Genomic DNA, 18,660 nt, shown 5'->3' with positions numbered 1-18,660 from the left:
AGATGATCGAGGTAAAAAACCTGAATCTGGCTTTTGGTGAAGGGGAAAAACGCAGCCAGGTTCTGTACGACGTCAATATCAGCGTGCAGCCAGGGGAGATTTATGGCCTGGTAGGGGAGTCGGGTTCCGGTAAAACCACGGTGTTAAAGTGCCTGGCAGGATTATTCACCCACTGGGAGGGGGCGCTGGCGATTAACGGCCAGGCGCTGGAGCGGCGCATCAGCCCGCAACGCTGCCGTCTGGTGCAGATGGTATTTCAGGACCCGTACGGTTCGCTGCACCCCCGGCACACCATCGGCGATATTCTGGAAGAGCCGCTGCAAATTCACGGCATCAACGACCGGGAGCGACGTATTCACGGCTTGCTGGACAAGGTTGGTCTCAATCGCGCTTTCCGCGACCGCTACCCGCATCAGCTCTCCGGCGGCCAGCGCCAGCGCGTGGCCATTGCCAGGGCACTGATCCTGGAGCCGCAGGTGCTGTTGCTGGATGAACCTACCTCAGCGCTGGACGTCTCGGTACAGGCAGAAATCTTAAACCTGTTGGCGGAACTGCAGCGCGAGTCGAAACTCACCTACCTGATGGTGACCCATGACCTGGGGGTGATCGCCCATCTCTGCCAGAAGGTGGCGGTGATGCAGTACGGCAAAATTCTGGAAACGCTGACGGTGGATGACCTGGTGGCGGGGCAGGCTAAAACCGATTACACCCGAATGCTGGTCAGCGCCAGCCAGCAGTACAGCCGCGAGATGGCGAGGGAGGTGGCGGTCTATTAGTGCGGTCTGTTTGCCGGGTGGCGGCTTCGCCTTACCCGGCCTACAAAACCCGTAGACTCGCGCAAGCGCAGCGCCGCCGGGCAACTCAGCGCAGAAGCGGACAGTCCGGCGGCAACCGACATTTGAGCGCCCCCGGCAAAAGGGCGATGTGGAAGTGGTCCCCGCTCAACGGCTCGCCATCCAGGTTAAAGGTCATGCCGTGCGGCGCCTGAATTTCGAACCACGCCGACTCGCCATCCACAAGATGCGGGCTCTCTTCCGCTTTGGTCAGAGTAGTGAACAGGGCAGGCAGCAGCTCATCGCCAGTGATGATACGCACCCCGAGCAGCCCGTCATTGATCAGCGCCTCCGGGCAAAGCTGCTGACCGCCGCCTGCCTGACGGCCATTGCCGATGCCAATCACCAGGGCGTTACCCTGCCAGTGGAAGTTCTCGCCGCGGATTTCGCACAGATCGGGTTTCAGGGTATCTAATCGCGCCAGACCATGGATCAGGTACGAGACCCCACCCAATGCCGCTTTCAGTTTTTCCGGGGTTTCGCTGGTAATACGGGTGCCAAATCCCCCCGTCGCCATATTGATAAAGCAGGTTTTGTCGTTGACCCGGGCAATATCTACCGCCGTGGCTTTTCCGGCGATAGCCAACTGCAGGGCTTTATCGAGCGCCTCCGGGATGCCTGCGCTGGTGGCAAAATCGTTCGCTGTGCCGAGGGGCAGTATACCCAGCGCGGGACGGTGATCGCCCTGCAGATTAATTAATGCGGACGCCACCTCGTTAATGGTGCCATCACCACCGCCCGCAATGACCGTCTCGACGCCAAGCGTGCGGGCTTCATTGATATAGCGTGCCGCGTCGCCTTTTTCCCAGGTGACGCGCACGTGGATTTGAACGCCTTCGTCGCGTAACAGTGTAACCGCCTCGCGCAAAAGATCGTTGCCCGCGCTTTTACCATTGAGAATTAATAAACTTGCCGGATAGGTCGCCATCCACGTTGCTCCTGTGCTGATCTTCAAGAAGTGTATCGCAGCGCGGAGAAAAGCGGGTAAGAAGAGGACGAAAGGCGAAAAATTAAATGAGTGGCGATCCTAAGTTTGCGCCACTCGGTCAGGATATTAAGACGTTATCGCGCCATAGGGACATAATGCAAAGACGCAGTCGCGACGATGCATACAGCGGGTGATCAGCGCCCCCTCATTGCCAGGGCAGCCGGAACTTTTCAGAAATGATGACCAAAGCGTGGGGTTATAAGGGAATGTACGAAGAATGTTTAGTGCTCTGATTTTACCGTCGATAACAATACCGAAGGGACTTGTCACAAGGACCGAGCCGACGCTGATAAAATAATCTCCCTTGTACCAGATTATCAGCCTGAGATTTTTAACGGTGAGTACATGTATAAAAATTGTTCCAGTACGAGGGCAAACCATCCTTTTTTCAACCACCCAGTACATATTTCCTCCTTCTCCTTAAGTGAAATTTCCTTCATAAGAAGAATAGCATCAGACATGTTTATGAATAACCTGACTTTAATAAATTGATAAATTAAGTCACTTCCCGGCGAAAAAAGAAAGAAATTTACGTTAAGGGCGGGCTTTGAGGTCGTTACGATACTGGGTAGAAAAAAGAAGGGGTTTTTAGACAAAAAAATTAGCCTGCGTAAGGGAGATTACTCAGGCTAAGGAGGTGGTTCCTGGTACAGCTAGCATTTATGGGTTATGTTTTTCAGCGTTGGCAATAATACCCTCATCAAACGCAGCGGTATGTGATCGAATTCTAAGAATCATCTCATACCAAAAAATAACCCGCTTTCATTACTTAACGTGCGGCGCTTGGGTATTTTCGCCGTTAAAATTACGCATCAGTAACGCATAATCCAGGGCAATCTCTTCCGGGACCGGCAGCCAGACGGTATGTCCATCTCCCGGTGCGACGGTGACCGACTCGCCTTTGCCATTCACCATATGCTCCAGGGTAAAGTTGATATTGCCCTGCGGGGTCATCAACTCCAGGCTGTTGCCTACGAGGAACTTGTTTTTAACCGCCACCGCCGCAAGGTTGCCCTTGCGCTCGCCGGTGAACTCGCCGACAAACTGCTGGCGTTCAGAAACCGAGTGGCCATATTCATAGTTCTGGTAATCGTCATGGGTATGGCGTCGCAGGAAGCCTTCGGTATAACCGCGGTGCGCCAGCCCTTCCAGCGTTTGCAACAGGGTACTGTCGAACGGTTTACCTGCAGCCGCATCGTCAATCGCCTGGCGATAAACCTGGGCGGTACGCGCGCAGTAGTAATAGGACTTGGTGCGGCCTTCGATTTTAAGGGAGTGCACACCCATCTGGGTGAGGCGCTCCACGTGGGCAATGGCACGCAGATCTTTGGAGTTCATAATATAGGTGCCGTGCTCGTCTTCGAACGCGGTCATGTATTCACCCGGGCGCTGGGCCTCTTCAATCATAAACACGCTGTCGGTCGGAGCCCCGATACCCAGCGTCGGTTCAATATTTTGCACCGGAATAGGCTCGTGCTTATGCACGATATTGCCTACCTCATCCTGCTTACCTTCCTGAACGTTATACTCCCAGCGGCAGGCGTTGGTGCAGGTGCCCTGGTTCGGGTCACGCTTGTTGATATACCCGGAGAGCAGGCAGCGGCCAGAGTAGGCCATGCACAACGCGCCGTGAACGAATATCTCCAGCTCCATGTCTGGCACCTGGGTGCGGATCTCTTCGATCTCTTCCAGCGACAGCTCGCGGGACAATATCACGCGGGTCAGCCCCATCTGCTTCCAGAATTTCACCGTCGCCCAGTTTACGGCGTTGGCCTGTACCGAGAGATGAATGTCCATCTCCGGGAAGTGCTCCCGCACCAGCATGATCAAACCCGGGTCCGACATGATCAACGCGTCTGGCCCCATCTCCACCACCGGCTTCAGGTCACGGATAAACGTTTTCAGCTTGGCGTTATGCGGCGCGATGTTGACCACCACGTAGAATTTTTTACCCTGCGCGTGGGCTTCGTTGATGCCGAGCTGCAGATTCTCATGGTTAAATTCATTATTACGCACGCGCAGGGAGTAGCGCGGCTGGCCCGCATAAACGGCATCGGCGCCGTAGGCGAAAGCGTAACGCATATTTTTCAGCGTTCCCGCCGGGGAGAGGAGTTCCGGTTTAAACATGTTCGTTCTCGTTCTGATGACAGGTCAGATGCGCGCACAAGGTGGGCGCCGGGAGGAGATCCCATACATTAAGGGCGGGCATTGTAGCGCTGCGGGAAGGGGAGGTAAACCATTGAGTGAGTAAACGCCGACGGCAGGACAGTACCGTCGGCATCAGCTCAGGCGTGGGGAATCAGAGGTCGTCCTGGGTGTGATCGACAATGATTTCCAGGGTCTTACGAATGACATCGGCACGGACAACGTCGCGCGTCGATTCAATTTCGCGGATCAAACGTAAAATAATCGCTTTGTTAGTCAGCGGTTCCTTCGCATCCAGAATGGCACCCGTTACAGTCTGAAGCAGCGCCCACTCTTCGGCCAGCAAACCGCCAGCACTGCGAAAGTAGTTGGACAATGCAGCATTGGGCAGTTCGTCGTAAAAATCATTATTCTGGAGCATAGCCTGGCTCATAGTGTCACACCGGTTCAGTTATATAAGTTAATTATGCAGTTAATGCTTATTTCTGTTGGCTTGCGGGCTATTGCCAAACAGAGGATAGACATTGCTGCTGCAGTGTCGACCATCCGTGTCCCACGCCTGTTGTTCACTTTGGTTATTACGCCGGGCGCTCCCTTTTCCATCATTGGAAATTTCCAGAATAATTTGGGAAAGCGCATTCCGGCGCTGCCCGTCCTGCTCTACCGATAACATCTGCTGCAGCCTCTCCAGCAACAGCTTCATGCTGATGGGGCCATTATCTTTCAGTAAAGAAAACGTGGCTTCGCCAATAAGTTCATCAGTCAGTCGTTCATGGTCACTTCTGTTCATAACTACGTCTCTGTCGCCGCATCTTCCTGCCAGGAGAGAAGCGGCATAAAGTCAGTCTGTGGCGACAGTATAAAAAAACTGTTGCAAAGAAAAAACTGACTCAAAAAACAAGGTAATCAGCTGCTGTGGCGTATCGCTTAACGTTCAAACAGCAGGCCAACCAGAGTTTGATATCGGCTCTCCTCTTCCCGATCCGACGCCTGTTCCATGCGGTGAAGAAGACGGGTACAAATCGCCTTTCGGTTAAGGATTTTTCCTTCCCGTAGAATTTCAACCACAATTTGACCCAGCGTCTCCTGCTGGGAGGGCTGGTTTGCTTTGTTAAAGTACTGGGCAATGGCATTGGCTGTGTTCGGTGTGTACCCGTTCTCGCGCATATGTCACTCCTGAATTCCGCTGTATTTAAATGGTTAATATCTTGTTAACTGGTAAATACTGTACATACTAATTGTACAAGTTAACAAATATATTTTGATCAATACGTGCTAAGTGTTTCTATTCAACATCTTAAAAAATACAAATTGTGTAAAACAGTCTAAAAAGATTGTACATTGTCGACGATTTTCGTCATTAAGGCGGGTACAGGTGACGGGCTATTTTCCCGTCTGGGCAGGCTGCCAAGACGTGCAGCCAACCATCTGATACTGTGGACTTTCATTCACCTCCTCTTATTGGAAACCCGATGCTCACTACCATCATTTACCGTAGTCATTTTCGTGACGACGTACCGGTTACCGTGCTGGAAGACATGGTTGTTGCAGCGAATGTAAAAAACAGAGAGGCCGGAGTAAGCGGCATTCTCCTGTTTACCGGCAAGCTCTTTTTTCAGCTGCTCGAAGGACCTGAGGAGAAGGTAAGAGCCATTTACCGCGCGATCTGTGAAGACCCGCGTCACCACAACGTGGTGGAACTGTTGTGCGATTACTCCCGCGCCCGACGCTTCGGCAAGTACGGCATGGAACTCTTCGATCTGCGCCACTATGACCGTCACGAGGTGATGCAAAACGTGCTGGATAAGGGCACCACAAAGTACCAGATGACCTACAACGACAGGGCGCTGCAGTTCTTCAGAACCTTCGTCGAGGAGAGTGAGAAAGAGAACTACTTTGAGCTGCCGTCAGGGGATCACTGGGTATTTGTCCCGGATAATGACGCTCCCAGCGTACGCGCGCTGCAGGGGCGTTTAAGCAATACGTGCAACTTCGCGTTCCAGCCGATTATCGACCCGCTGGCCCGTGAAATTGTCTCCTTCGAAGCCCTGATCCGCACCCCGGACGGGGAGTCTGCCCAGCACTGGTTTGAGGGGCTCGAAGGGGATGCTGTCTACGAAGCTGACCTCAAAAGCAAGAGCGTTGCTTTCGCGATGGCAAGCGAGTTGGGGCTGGGGGAACAGAGCCTGTCAGTGAACCTTTTACCGATGACGCTGGTCAATGTTCCCAATGCGGTCAACTATCTGCTCCAGGAGATAGAAGCCAACGGGCTGGTAGCCGAGCAGATTGTGGTAGAGTTTACCGAGCACGAGGTTATCTCCCGTCTGGACGAGTTCACCGGCGCGGTACGTGAGCTAAAAGCCGCAGGTATCGGCGTGGCGATCGATCACTTCGGTGGCGGGTTTGCCGGCTTATTGCTGCTGGCGCAGTTCCAGCCAGACAGAATTAAGATCAACCGGGACCTGATCCGCGACGTGCACAAGAGTGGTCCAAGGCAGGCGATTGTGCTCGCCATCATCAAATGTTGTACAGCTTTGGAAATATTGATCTCCGCGGTGGGCATTGAGCAGCCAGAAGAGTGGATGTGGCTCGAATCTGCCGGCGTTTCGCAGTTCCAGGGGCACCTGTTTGCCCACCCTGAACTGGCCGGCATCCCGCCAGTTTCGTGGCCTGAGCCGCGCGAGGAAGTCGTGCGCTAACCTTCGCCGGGCAGTGTTACAATTCTGTTGTACAATATAACGAGTTGTACAGCCCGGCGAGATTCGTTACCTTGAACAATGAATATATCGATCAGTCATGAGGAATCGATGGCCTTTTACAGTATTGGCGATGTGGCAGAACGTTGCGGCATCAACCCCGTCACCCTGCGTGCATGGCAGCGTCGGTATGGCCTGCTAAAACCGCAGCGCAGTGAAGGCGGACATCGACAATTTGATGATGACGACCTCCAGCGCATTGAGGAGATCAAGCGCTGGATTGAGCGTGGCGTACCGGTTGGTAAGGTAAAAGCCCTGCTTGACGGGGATAAAGCCCCCGAGCCGGGAGACTGGCGCGTGCTGCGGGAAGAGATGATTGCCACCCTGAGGCAGGTCAACCCGGCAAAATCCCGCGCGCAGATCGCGATTTTCTGTCAGCACCACTCCGTGGATGCGCTGGTAGACCATGTATTTATTCCCGTGCGGGCCACTCTCCGTCTCGATCACGCCACCGCGCGGGCGATGGGCAGCCTGCTGGACGGTATTCTGATCGAGCAGGCGGTCACCAGCCTGACGGAGTCGCGTGCGAAAGCAGGCAGGGATGCGTTACTGATAGGCTGGGGTATTGAGGACCGAACCCGCCTGTGGCTGGAAGCGTGGCGCCTTTCGCATCGGGGCTGGCGCATCAACGTATTTGCTGAACCTCTGGCGTTACCCCATCCGGAGTTCTTCCCGGGCCAACATATTCTCGTCTGGGCAGGCGAGACATTATCAGACGAACAGCGCCAGCAGCTGGAGCACTGGCAAAATCAGGGGTATGTCATTACGGCACACGGGGCGGCTGACGCCGTCTGATGCCATTACCCGCCGCAGCGGGTAACGTTCTCTCTTATCACCCGCCAATCCGGCACGCATCCGCTTCCCAGCGATACCCCACGCCATACACTGCGCGAATAAACGACTGGTCGGCATCCAGCGCTTCAAGCTTGCGGCGCAGATTTTTGATATGGCTGTCGATGGTGCGGTCCGTCACCACCCGGTAATCGTCATACAGGTGGTTCAGCAGCTGCTCGCGGGAGAATACCTTCCCCGGCTCATGGGAGAGGGTTTTCAGCAGACGAAATTCCGCCGGGGTGAGATCCAGTAACTTACTGCGCCAGCTTGCCTGAAAACGACCTTCATCAATGATGAGTGGGCTTTCGGCATCCAGCACCTGCAACTCACGCTGCGGTTTACAGCGGCGCAGAATGGTTTTCACCCGGGCCACCACTTCGCGCGGGCTGTAGGGTTTGCAGATGTAATCGTCGGCACCGATCTCAAGACCTAACAGGCGGTCAATCTCTTCAATTTTGGCGGTGACCATCACAATCGGCACTTCAGAGAAGCGGCGGATTTCGCGGCACAGGGTCAGGCCGTCGGTGCCCGGCAGCATCAGGTCAAGCAGGATCAGATCCGGCGGGGTCTGGCGTACATATGGCAGGACCTGATCGCCGTGGCTGATAAGCGACGGGGCGTAGCTCGCCGCCCGCAGATAGTCGATTAATAACTGCCCAAGCTTAGGCTCGTCCTCCACAATCAGAATGCGGGGTGTGTTTTCGTCAATGGGTAACTCAGTCATGCTTCTCTCGATAAATCGCGTTCCAGCGGTAGCTCTACTGTAATGCTAACCCCGCCAAAAGGCGAATGGGCGGCGCGGAGGGTGCCGCCGTGGGCTTCAACGATGTTGACGCAGATCGCCAGTCCCAGGCCGGAGCCGCCGCTGGCACGATTGCGGGAGCCTTCGGTGCGGTAAAAACGCTCAAACAGCTTGTTGAGCTGGTCGTCCGTGACGCCAGGGGCGGTATCGGCGAAGGTCAGCGTAAAGCGCTGCTCTTCGCACTTGCCGGCGATCCGCAGCGCGCCGCCCGCGTCGGTATAGCGCAGGCTGTTTTCCAGCAGGTTGTTAAACAGCTGCATCAGCCGGTCGCGATCGCCAAACACTACGGCGTTTTCCGGTAGCGAGAGCTCAATGCGCAGGTCGCGGCTGGCAAAGCGTTCCCGGAAGGCGCCGCTGGCGACTTCCAGAATGTTGATCACATCCACCGGCGCTTTCTGGTAGGCCAGCGCCCCTTCGTCGGACATCGACAGCTGATGCAGATCCTCTACCAGTTTAGTGAGGGTGCCCACTTCCGCCTGTAAAGAGGCGACCGATTCCGGGGTGAACTTACGCACGCCATCCTGGATCGCCTCCAGTTCGCCGCGCAGCACCGCCAGCGGGGTGCGTAGCTCGTGGGAAATATCCGCCATAAAATCCCGGCGCATCTGCTGGTTTTTCTCCAGGGTACTGGCGAGCTGGTTAAAGTCCTGCGCCAGCTTGCCCAGTTCGTCCTGGCTGCGGGTATCGACGCGGGTGGAAAAATTCCCCGCAGCCAGCTGGTGGGTGCCGTCCACCAGCCGTTTGACCGGGGCCAGCAGGCCGCGCGCCAGCGGAAAGGTCGCCAGCGCCGCCAGCAGGGTGGAGAGCGCCACTATCAGCCAGCTGGTCTGGCGCTGCTGTCGATCAAAATTGATGTCGGTATTGCGCGTCAGCCGTTCGACCGGGGAGGCGATCACCCAGCCCACGGCCGCGCCGTTGACGGTGATGGCCCGCTTCGTGCCGTCCGGCGGTACCGGAGCCCGCGGGCCGACCAGCACACGCATCTCCTGGTCGATCACCCAGAACTGGGTGCGCCAGCCGTGGGGCGGCATGCCGGGTCCGGGACGATCGCTGTCGGTATCGTGCTCCAGCGAGCGCAGGATTTGAAAGACAAAGCGGTCATTGTTGCGTAAAAAGCGCCAGTTGCCGTGGAGAGCGTACTGCTCGGCCAGGGCATCGCTCAGGCCCTGCAGACGCTGCTCGTTACCGTGTTTGATGTAGTCAATAAAGCCGCGCTCAAAGCTGACCCGCACCGCCCAGTGCATGGTGATCAGCAGGACCATACAGGTGGCGAAAATGGCCAGAAACAGCTTGCCGGTGATACCCGGTCGCCAGAACTTCATCTTTCACTCCTTTTGCGCCGCCTGATGACGACATTCTTGCTGGTATCATCCGGAACCCGGGCGAAAATAAAGGCTGGCAGGGCGATAATCAGCGCCATGCTCAGGTAGGTGTAGAGGAATACCTGATGGACGACGGCACTGTCGGCGGTGAGCTGATGCTGCCCGTACAAGCCCAGCAGCAGCCCGGCAATCGTCACGCCCACGCTCATCGACAGCTGCATGATCATCGACAGCAGGCTGTTGCCGCTGCTCGCCTGCTCATCGGGCAGATCTTTCAGCGTCAGGGTATTCATGGAGGAGAAGCGGATGGAGTTGATCATCCCCTGGCAGAACAGCACCAGCGGCAGAACGTAGTACCAGCCCAGCAGCGCAACGCCCATAAACAGCAGGCTCACCAGCGCCAGCCCCAGGGTGGAGGCGACCAGCACCCGGCGATAACCGAAGTAGTTCACCACCTGCACGACAATGCGCTTCATCCCCATGCTGCCGAGCACCATCGGGATCATCATCAGCCCGGCGTGAAACGGCGAAAAGCCGAGGCCAATCTGCAAAAAGACCGGGGTCATAAACGGCAGCATGCCGCTGCCGATGCGTCCGGCCAGGCTGCCGAGCAGCCCCAGCCGGTAGGTGGTGTTCTTAAACAGCGTCAGGCTGAACAGCGCCCGGTCATTGCCCCGGGCGTGCCACAGATACCAGAGAATCGACAGCACGCCGATGGCCACCAGCCCGGCGAGGGCCAGGGAGGAGATCCCGAGCCCCTTTTGCCCATCCAGCGCCAGGGTCAGGGTCGCCATCCCCGCCGCCAGCAGGAAAAAGCCACCCAGATCGAAACGCCGGGTCTGCATTTTGTAGTTCGGCATCAACATCAGGGTGGAAATCGCCCCGATAATCCCCACCGGCAGGTTAATCAGGAAGATCCAGTGCCAGGAGGCGTACTCCACCAGAACACCGCCCAGCGCCGGGCCCAGCAGCGGCCCCACCTGGCCGGGGAGGGTCACGAAGGTCATCGCCGCCATGTACTGCTCGCGCGGGACGATCTTCATCACCGTCAGCCTGCCTACCGGCACCATCATCGCGCCGCCGACGCCCTGCAACACCCGGGCCATCACCAGCTCGTTGAGCGTCTCCGCCCGGGCGCAGAACAGGGAGCCTGCGGTAAAAAGCACGATGGCGGTAAAGAAGATATTGCGCACCCCCACTTTGTCCGCCAGCCAGCCGCTGGCGGGGAGCATCACCGCCACCGTCAGCACATAGGCGACAATCACCATATGCATATGCAGCGGGCTCTCCCCAAGGCTTTTCGCCATTGAGGGGAGGGCGGTGTTGACGATAGTCGTATCCAGCGACTGCATAAAGAAGCCGAAGGCGACAATCCACAGCTGCCAGCGAACGTTCGCGGGGAGATCCGTCATTAGCCTGTTACCGTCTCTTTCTGTTTACGTGAAAAACGCACCCGTAAGCGATCAAAGAACAGATAGACCACCGGGGTGGTATAGAGCGTCAGCAGCTGGCTCATCACCAGCCCGCCAACAATGGTGATCCCCAGCGGCTGGCGCAGCTCCGCGCCATCCCCGCTGGAAATTACCAGCGGCAGAGCGCCGAACAGCGCCGCCAGGGTGGTCATCATAATCGGGCGAAAACGCAGCAGACAGGCCTGGAAGATCGCCTCCTGCGGCGTCATGTTGCCGTTGCGCTGTGCCTCCAGGGCAAAGTCGACCATCATGATGGCGTTTTTCTTCACGATGCCGATTAACAGCATAATACCGATCAACGCGATCAGGCTGAACGGGGCGCCAAACAGCTCCAGCGCCAGCAATGCGCCCACGCCCGCCGAGGGCAGGGTGGAGAGGATCGTCAGCGGATGAATATAGCTCTCATACAGCACCCCAAGCACGATATAGACCGTGGCGATCGCCGCCAGAATCAGGATCACCTGTGAGTTCATGGTCTCCTGGAACACCTGGGCGGTGCCGGCAAAGCTGCCACGCACGGTGGACGGCACCCCAAGCTGGGTCATGGCGCGGTTGATGGCGTCGCTCGCTTCCGAGAGGGATTTCCCGGTCGGCAGGTTAAACGACACGGTCGAGGCCGCCGACAGCCCCTGATGGTTGACCGACAGCGGCGCATTAGCGGGCTGCCAGCGGGCGAAATAGGAGAGCGGGATCGCCTTACCGTCGTTATTAATCACAAACATCTTATCCAGAGCGCTGATATCCTGCGTATAGCGGGGATCGACCTCCATCACCACCTTGTACTGGTTCATCGGCTGATAGATGGTGGAGATCTGCCGCTGGCCAAAGGCGTTGTTCAGCAGGCTGTTGGCGGCGCTGACGTCAATCCCCAGCCGCGACATGGTTTCGCGATCGTAGGTCAGGGCCATCTCCGCGCCGTTGTCCTGCTGGTCGGAGTTAACGTCCGCCAGCTCCGGCAGCGCTGCCAGCGCTTTGCGGATCTTCGGCTCCCACTCTCTGAGGGCGGCAAGATCGTCTGACAGCAGGGTGTACTGGTAGCTGGCATTCGACTGGCGCCCGCCCACGCGGATATCCTGCACCGCCACCAGGAACATATTTGCTCCCGGCTCTTTCGAAAGCGCGCCCCTGAGGCGGTCGATCACCTGCTGCGCAGTTTCGTTACGCTCGTCACGGGGCTTGAGGGTGATAAACATCATCCCGCTGTTGACCCGCGAGCCGCCGGTAAAGCCGGTGACGTTATCCACGGCTTTGTCTTCGCGGATGATCTTCATGAAATCCTGCAATTTGCCGCGCATCGCCTGGAAGGAGATGCTCTGGTCGGCCTGAATTCCCCCCATCAGCACCCCCGTGTCCTGCTCCGGGAAGAAAGTTTTTGGAATGGTGATATACATCCAGACATTGAGGGCGATAGTGCCGATCAGCACCAGCCCGACGATCCGGGTGTGGTTCAGCACCCACTTCAGCGATTTACCGTAGCCTGACTGCAACGCCATCAGCATCCGGCCAAAGCCCCGTTTGCGCGGCTGCGACGTCGGCGGGCTGCGTTTCAGCATCCAGCCGCACATCATCGGCGTGAGCGTCAGCGACACCAGCAGCGATATACCTATCGCTACCGACAGCGTGACCGCAAACTCACGCAGCAGACGCCCCGGCAGTCCGTCCATCAGCAGCAGGGGCAGGAACACCGCCACCAGGGAGAGACTCATGGAGAGCACCGTAAAGCCCACCTCACGCGAGCCTTGCAACGCCGCCTGCAGCGGTTTCATCCCCGCTTCGAGGTGGCGGGAGATGTTCTCCAGCACCACGATGGCGTCATCCACCACAAAGCCGGTGGCGATGGTCAGGGCCATCAGAGACAAATTGTTGAGGCTAAAGCCGCACAGGTACATGGCGGCGAAGGTGCCAATCAGCGACACCGGGACCGCCACCGCCGGGATCAGCGTCGCCCGCCCGGAGCGCAGGAAGAGAAATACCACCAGGATCACCAGCGCCACCGAGATAATCAGCGTTTGCTCTACCTCTTCGAGCGAGGCGCGAATGGTGGGGGAGCGATCCTGGGCAATCTGCAGATCGATGGCCGCCGGAATGGTCTCCTGCAGCTCCGGCAGACGGGCGCGGATGCTGTTCACCGTCTCAATAATGTTGGCTTCCGGCAGTTTGCGGATCATCAGCAAAATGGCGGGCTTAGCGTTGGTCATCCCGGCGTTGCGCACGTCCTGCACCGAGTCGGTGACGCTTGCCACGTCGCTTAAGCGCACCGCCGCGCCGTTATTGTAGTGGATGATTAAGGGCTGATATTCCTCCGCGGTCTTCAGCTCGTCGTTGGTCTGGATCTGCCAGCGGCGGCTGCCATCCTCCACCGACCCTTGCGGCCTGCGCACGTTGGCGTTGCTGATGGCGCTGCGCACGTCGTCCAGCGAGACGCCCTGGTTAAAGAGCGCCTGCGGGTTCAGCCCCACGCGCACCGCGGGCAGGGAGCTGCCGCCGACGTCCACATCGCCCACGCCCTCGATCTGGGCGATGGTCTGCGCCAGCTGGGTGGAGGCGAAGTCGTACAGCTGCCCCTGGGAGTAGGTGTCCGAGGTGAGCGTCAGGATCATAATCGGCGCATCGGACGGATTGGCTTTGCGGTAGGTCGGACGGCTCGGCATGCCGCTCGGGAGCAGGCTTTGCGCGGCGTTGATCGCCGCCTGCACGTCGCGCGCCGCACCGTTGATGTCGCGGTTAAAGTTAAACTCCAGAATGATGCGCGTACTGCCGAGGGAGCTGCTGGAGGTCATCTCGTTGACCCCGGCGATGCGCCCGAGCGAGCGCTCCAGCGGCGTTGCCACCGACGAGGCCATCGTTTCCGGGGAGGCGCCGGGCAGCGAGGCGCTGACCATGATCACCGGGAAATCCACCTGCGGCAGCGGGGCCACCGGCAGCAGCCGGAAGCCGAGCACGCCGCAGAGGGTGATGGCGAGGGAGATTAAAATCGTCGCCACCGGGCGGTAAATGAAGAGGGCGAAAAACTTCACTTACGCCTCCTCTTCTTCACGTTTCGGGAAGCGGCTTTTGCTCCACAGGGCCAGGCGGTCAAAGAGCAGATAGATCACCGGTGTGGTAAACAGAGTTAACACCTGGCTCACCAGCAGACCGCCCACCATGCCAATCCCCAACGGACGGCGCAGTTCGGCCCCGACCCCGGTGCTGAGCATCAGCGGCAGGGCGCCGAGCAGCGCGGCGAGGGTGGTCATCAGGATCGGACGAAAACGCAGCAGACAGGCCTGATAGATCGCCTCCCGCGGCGGCATGCCCTGCTCGCGCTCGGCGGCGAGGGCAAAGTCGATCATCATGATGGCGTTCTTCTTGACGATGCCGATCAGCAGGATAATGCCGATGATGGCAATCACATCCAGCTCGTTGCCCGCCAGCATCAGCGCCAGCAACGCACCCACACCCGCGGTGGGCAGGGTCGAGAGGATGGTGATGGGATGAATAAAGCTCTCATAGAGCACCCCCAGCACGATGTACATCGCCACTACCGCGGCCACGATCAGCCAGATGGTGCTCCCGAGCGCCGCCTGGAACGCCAGCGTACTGCCCTGGAAGTGGGTCTGGATATCGGTCGGGAAGCTGAGACGTTTTTCCGTATCGGTAATGGCCTGAATCGCTTCGCCCAGCGAGTAGTCGTCCGGCACGTTAAACGAGATGGTGGTGGAGGGGAACTGATCCAGATGGTTCACCGCCAGCGGCGTAAAGCGCTCTTCCACTTTGGCAATTGCATTCAGGGGCACAATCCCGCCATCTTTGCTGGTCAGGCGCACCGAATCCAGTCCTGCCAGCCCCGGCGTCTGCCGGGTATCGTGCTCCAGCACCACCCGGTACTGGTTAGCCTGGGTATAGATGGTGGAGATCAGTCGCTGACCGAAGGCGTTGTACAGGGCGTTATCCACATCCGCCATGCTAATGCCCAGCCGGCTGGCGCTGTCGCGATCGACATTGATATAGGCCGCCAGGCCTTTGTCCTGCCAGTCGCTGCTGACGTCCGAGAGCTGCGGCAGCTGCTGGAGCTCATCCACCAGCTGTGGCACCCAGGTGCTGAGCGCATCAAGGCTGGTGGCCTGCAACGTAAACTGATACTGAGTGCGGCTCACCGTGGTGTCAATGGTCAGATCCTGCGTCGGCTGCAGGTAGAGTTCCACGCCAGGCACCTTCGCCACTGCATTTTGCAGTCGGTCGATCACCGTGTTCACCCGGTCGTCGCGATCGTCCAGCGGCTTGAGGTTGATTTGCAGGCGAGCGCTATTGAGGGACGGGTTGGTGCCATCAACGCCGACGAACGAGGTCAGGCTCTCCACCGCCGGATCTTTCATGATCGCTTCTGAGACCGCCTGCTGGCGCTGGGCCATGCTGGCGAACGACACCGACTGCGGGGCCTGCAACGTGCCCTGAATAATGCCGTTATCCTGGATCGGGAAGAAGCCTTTTGGGATCATCACCCACAGCAGCACGCTCAGGGCCAGGGTACCCAGCGCCACGCCGAGGGTCGCCCACGGATGGTTCAGCACTTTGGCCAGCAGGCGTCCGTAAGCGGCAATAATCCGCTCGAACATCCGCTCCGAGGCGCGGGAGAAACGGTTCTGCTTGCGCAGAGATTCATGGCTCAGCATGCGGGCGCACATCATCGGCGTCAGGGTGAGCGACACCACCGCTGAGATTAAAATCGCCACCGCCAGGGTCACCGCAAACTCCCGGAACAGACGCCCGACGATATCGCCCATAAACAGCAGCGGGATCAGCACCGCAATTAACGAGAAGGTGAGGGAGATAATGGTGAAGCCGATCTCACCGGCCCCCTTCAACGCCGCCGCCAGCGGTTTCTCGCCTTTTTCGATATAGCGGGAGATGTTCTCGATTACCACGATAGCGTCATCCACCACAAAGCCGGTGGCGATGGTCAGGGCCATCAGCGTCAGGTTATTGATCGAGAAGTCGAGGAACACCATAACGGCGAAAGTGCCCACCAGCGACAGGGGCACCGCCACCGCCGGAATAATGGTCGCCGGAACGTTGCGCAGGAACAGGTAGATGATCATTACCACCAGCGCAATCGCCAGCATCAGTTCAAACTGGGTATCGCTCACCGACGCGCGAATGTTGGTGGTGCGATCCGACAGCACCTTAACGCTCACCGATTTTGGCAGACTATCGATAAGGGTGGGCAGCATCGCACGAATGCTGTCGGCGGTATCGATGATGTTAGCCCCCGGCTGGCGCTGGACGTTCATCACAATCGCCTGCTGTTTGTTGGCCCACGCCCCGAGCCAGCTGTTTTCTGCCCCCTGCTCGACGGTCGCCACGTCGCCAAGCCGGATCGCCGCCCCGTTCTGGTAGGCGACAATCAGCTGACGATACTCATCCGCGGACTGCATTTGGTCGTTAGCGGAGAGGGTCACCGCGCGGGTCGGACCATCGAGTGAGCCTTTCGCCGAGTTAACGTTGGCGTTAGTGATGGCGGTGAGGATGGTTTCGCTGGTCAACCCCAGGGAGGCGATCGCCTGGGCGTTGAGCTTCACGCGAACCGCCGGACGCTGGCCGCCGGAGAGGGTCACCAGCCCGACGCCGGAGACCTGGGAGATCTTCTGCGCCACGCGGGTTTCCACCATATCTTCCACCTGGGTCATCGGCATGGCAGAGGAGGTGACGGCGAGGGTCATGATCGGCGGATCCGCCGGGTTCACCTTGCTGTAGACCGGCGGGTTAGGCAGGTCGGACGGCAGCAGGTTGGTGGCAGCGTTGATAGCGGCCTGCACCTCCTGCTCGGCGACATCCAGCGACAGGCTGAGCTGGAACTGTAACGTCACCACCGACGCGCCGCCGGAGCTTTGGGAGGACATCTGCTTCAGGCCCGACATCTGCCCAAACTGGCGCTCCAGCGGGGCGGTGATGGCGGAAGTGACGACATCCGGGCTGGCGCCGGGGTAGAGCGTCACCACCTGAATGGTGGGGTAATCCACTTCCGGCAGGGCAGAGACCGGCAGGAAGCGGTAGCCAATGATCCCCGCCAGCAGGATCGCCACCATCAGCAGGGTGGTGGCGACAGGGCGCAGGATAAACAGACGCGACGGCCCGCCTGTAGCGCTCGGGGGCATCACCTGCATCAGGCGTTCTCTCCCTGTTTTTTAGCTTCGCGTTTGCCAGGATCGGCAGGGGTGTCGGCGTGGGATTCTACGACCTCCACTTTTGCCCCTTCGGTCAGACGGTCGATGCCGTCGGTCACCACGCGGTCGCCTGCCGACAGCCCGGCGGCAATGACCACGCTCTGGCTGTCCTGAATGCCCGGTTTCACCAGGTGCTTGCTGACCTTGTTGTCACTGTTCAGCACCCAGACGAAGTTGCCTTCGTTACCCATCTGCAACGCTGCCGTTGGGATCACCACCGCATTCTCTTCGGTAGCGACCAGCATGCGGGCGTTAACAAACTGGTTCGGGAACAGGGCGTCGTCCTGATTGTTAAACCGTGCTTTCAGCTTGATGGTGCCGGTGGTGGTGTCGATCTGGTTATCGAGGCTCAGCAGGGTGCCGTCGCTGAGCTTCTGCTTGTTGGCGCGATCCCAGGCCTCCACGGTTAAGCTTTTACCAGCTTTCTGCGCCTGGATAATGGTGGTGATATCGCTCTCCGGCAGGGTAAACACCAGATCGATAGGGTGGGTCTGGGTGAGCACCACGATCCCGGTGGTATCGCCGCTGGAGATCTGGTTGCCGATATCCACCTGTTTTAATCCCACGCGTCCGTCGATAGGGGCGGTGATGCGGCTCCAGTCGAGCTGGAGCTGCGCGCTGGCGACAGCGGCCTGGTCTGCCTTAATGGTCCCCATGCTTTCGCTCACCAGCGCCTGCTGGGCGTCGAGCTCCTGGCGGGAGACGAGGTTGGTTTTCACCAGCTGCTGATAACGGGCCAGATCCCGGCGGGCATTAGCAAGGGTGGCCTGATCTTTAGCCAGCTGTCCCTGGGCCTGGGCCAGCGCAACCTTGAACTGGCTGGGATCGACTTCGGCCAGCAGATCGCCAGCCTTCACCTGTTGTCCTTCCTGGAAGTGCAGGGCGATAAGTTGCCCGTCGACGCGGCTGCGCACGGTGACGGTGTTGGCGGCGGTAATGGTGCCGAGCCCGGAGAGATAACGCGGCACGGATTTACTGACTGCGGTGGCGGCCTGAACCGGCGCCAGAGCGCCGCCGCGCATGCCGTGACGTCCACCGCCTGCCGGGCGCTGCGCCTGGCTGGATGCACCGGCAGGAGCCGAAGCGTGTTGATGCCAGTACCACGCGGCGGCAAGGGCCACCACAATGATGCCAGCGGCGATTACCCAGCGGGATTTATTGCGGCCTTTCATCGTTATATGTTCTCGTCCTGAAACAGTGCGGAAAATAATACTAGTTTAGTGAGGCAATTGAGCGGAAAAATGGAGGAAATATGAAAGACTGTCGGGAATTGTCCGAATGGCGCGGGGCAAGGCCGGTGCGGTC

14 protein-coding genes are annotated in these 18,660 nt (G+C 58.5%); 3 read left to right on the top strand and 11 right to left on the bottom strand.

Annotated features, from left to right (window positions below):
• The first annotated feature begins 2 nt into the window (after positions 1-2).
• Positions 3-776 carry an ABC transporter ATP-binding protein gene (locus tag C2U54_RS20040; RefSeq protein WP_103180249.1) on the top strand — a complete coding sequence of 258 codons (774 nt, stop codon included), beginning with the start codon at positions 3-5 and terminating at the stop codon, positions 774-776.
• Positions 777-861: 85 nt separating this feature from the next.
• On the opposite strand, the gene yegS is transcribed toward C2U54_RS20040, so the two are convergent.
• The 5 genes from yegS to ycgZ all read right to left on the bottom strand — a co-directional run bounded on the left by yegS (position 862) and on the right by ycgZ (position 5,133).
• Entirely contained in the window at positions 862-1,761 is a 900-nt protein-coding gene (gene yegS / locus C2U54_RS20035) for a lipid kinase YegS (RefSeq protein ID WP_103180248.1), read from the bottom strand.
• Positions 1,762-2,586: 825 nt separating this feature from the next.
• Complete coding sequence (trhP, locus tag C2U54_RS20020; RefSeq protein ID WP_103180245.1) at positions 2,587-3,948, bottom strand: prephenate-dependent tRNA uridine(34) hydroxylase TrhP; 1,362 nt, start codon at positions 3,946-3,948, stop codon at positions 2,587-2,589.
• 172 nt (positions 3,949-4,120) lie between these two features.
• Positions 4,121-4,399, bottom strand: a complete 279-nt coding sequence (locus C2U54_RS20015; protein WP_103180244.1) for a biofilm development regulator YmgB/AriR family protein — start codon at positions 4,397-4,399, stop codon at positions 4,121-4,123.
• A 39-nt stretch (positions 4,400-4,438) separates the two neighbouring features.
• Positions 4,439-4,756, bottom strand: a complete 318-nt coding sequence (locus tag C2U54_RS20010) for a hypothetical protein (protein ID WP_103180243.1) — start codon at positions 4,754-4,756, stop codon at positions 4,439-4,441.
• Between the two features lie 137 nt (positions 4,757-4,893).
• Positions 4,894-5,133: a regulatory protein YcgZ gene (ycgZ, locus tag C2U54_RS20005; RefSeq protein WP_103180242.1), complete on the bottom strand. Its 240-nt coding sequence runs from the start codon at positions 5,131-5,133 to the stop codon at positions 4,894-4,896.
• A gap of 305 nt (positions 5,134-5,438) precedes the next feature.
• Here ycgZ and C2U54_RS20000 point away from each other — a divergent pair, with 305 nt between their 5' ends.
• Together C2U54_RS20000 and C2U54_RS19995 are read left to right on the top strand one after the other, a co-directional pair.
• Positions 5,439-6,665, top strand: coding sequence for a diguanylate phosphodiesterase (locus C2U54_RS20000; RefSeq protein ID WP_103180241.1), 1,227 nt, complete (start codon positions 5,439-5,441; stop codon positions 6,663-6,665).
• 108 nt (positions 6,666-6,773) lie between these two features.
• Positions 6,774-7,517 (top strand): MerR family transcriptional regulator, encoded by a 744-nt coding sequence (locus C2U54_RS19995; protein WP_103180240.1) that lies wholly within the window; start codon positions 6,774-6,776, stop codon positions 7,515-7,517.
• A gap of 37 nt (positions 7,518-7,554) precedes the next feature.
• Here C2U54_RS19995 and baeR read toward each other — a convergent pair whose 3' ends face one another.
• Genes baeR through C2U54_RS19965 form a run of 6 tightly spaced genes read right to left on the bottom strand, consistent with a single transcriptional unit; the run spans position 7,555 to position 18,527 of the window.
• The gene (gene baeR, locus C2U54_RS19990) at positions 7,555-8,280 is read right to left on the bottom strand and encodes a two-component system response regulator BaeR (protein ID WP_103180239.1); all 726 of its coding nucleotides are present in this window, start codon (positions 8,278-8,280) and stop codon (positions 7,555-7,557) included.
• Entirely contained in the window at positions 8,277-9,680 is a 1,404-nt protein-coding gene (baeS, locus tag C2U54_RS19985; RefSeq protein WP_103180238.1) for a two-component system sensor histidine kinase BaeS, read from the bottom strand. The genes baeR and baeS overlap by 4 nt, the downstream gene beginning before the upstream one ends.
• Positions 9,677-11,092 carry an MFS transporter gene (locus C2U54_RS19980; RefSeq protein WP_103180237.1) on the bottom strand — a complete coding sequence of 472 codons (1,416 nt, stop codon included), beginning with the start codon at positions 11,090-11,092 and terminating at the stop codon, positions 9,677-9,679. The genes baeS and C2U54_RS19980 overlap by 4 nt, the downstream gene beginning before the upstream one ends.
• Complete coding sequence (gene mdtC / locus C2U54_RS19975; RefSeq protein ID WP_103180236.1) at positions 11,092-14,169, bottom strand: multidrug efflux RND transporter permease subunit MdtC; 3,078 nt, start codon at positions 14,167-14,169, stop codon at positions 11,092-11,094. The genes C2U54_RS19980 and mdtC overlap by 1 nt, the downstream gene beginning before the upstream one ends.
• Positions 14,170-17,295: an MdtB/MuxB family multidrug efflux RND transporter permease subunit gene (locus C2U54_RS19970; protein ID WP_103180235.1), complete on the bottom strand. Its 3,126-nt coding sequence runs from the start codon at positions 17,293-17,295 to the stop codon at positions 14,170-14,172. It lies immediately after the preceding gene.
• Positions 17,295-18,527 (bottom strand): MdtA/MuxA family multidrug efflux RND transporter periplasmic adaptor subunit, encoded by a 1,233-nt coding sequence (locus C2U54_RS19965; protein WP_103180234.1) that lies wholly within the window; start codon positions 18,525-18,527, stop codon positions 17,295-17,297. The genes C2U54_RS19970 and C2U54_RS19965 overlap by 1 nt, the downstream gene beginning before the upstream one ends.
• Positions 18,528-18,660 lie beyond the last annotated feature (133 nt).

The sequence above is a fragment of the Leclercia sp. LSNIH1 genome (assembly GCF_002902985.1).
GTDB lineage: Bacteria > Pseudomonadota > Gammaproteobacteria > Enterobacterales > Enterobacteriaceae > Enterobacter.
The sequence above is the reverse complement of the archived record's forward strand: the minus strand, read 5'-3'. Positions and strand labels throughout refer to the sequence as shown.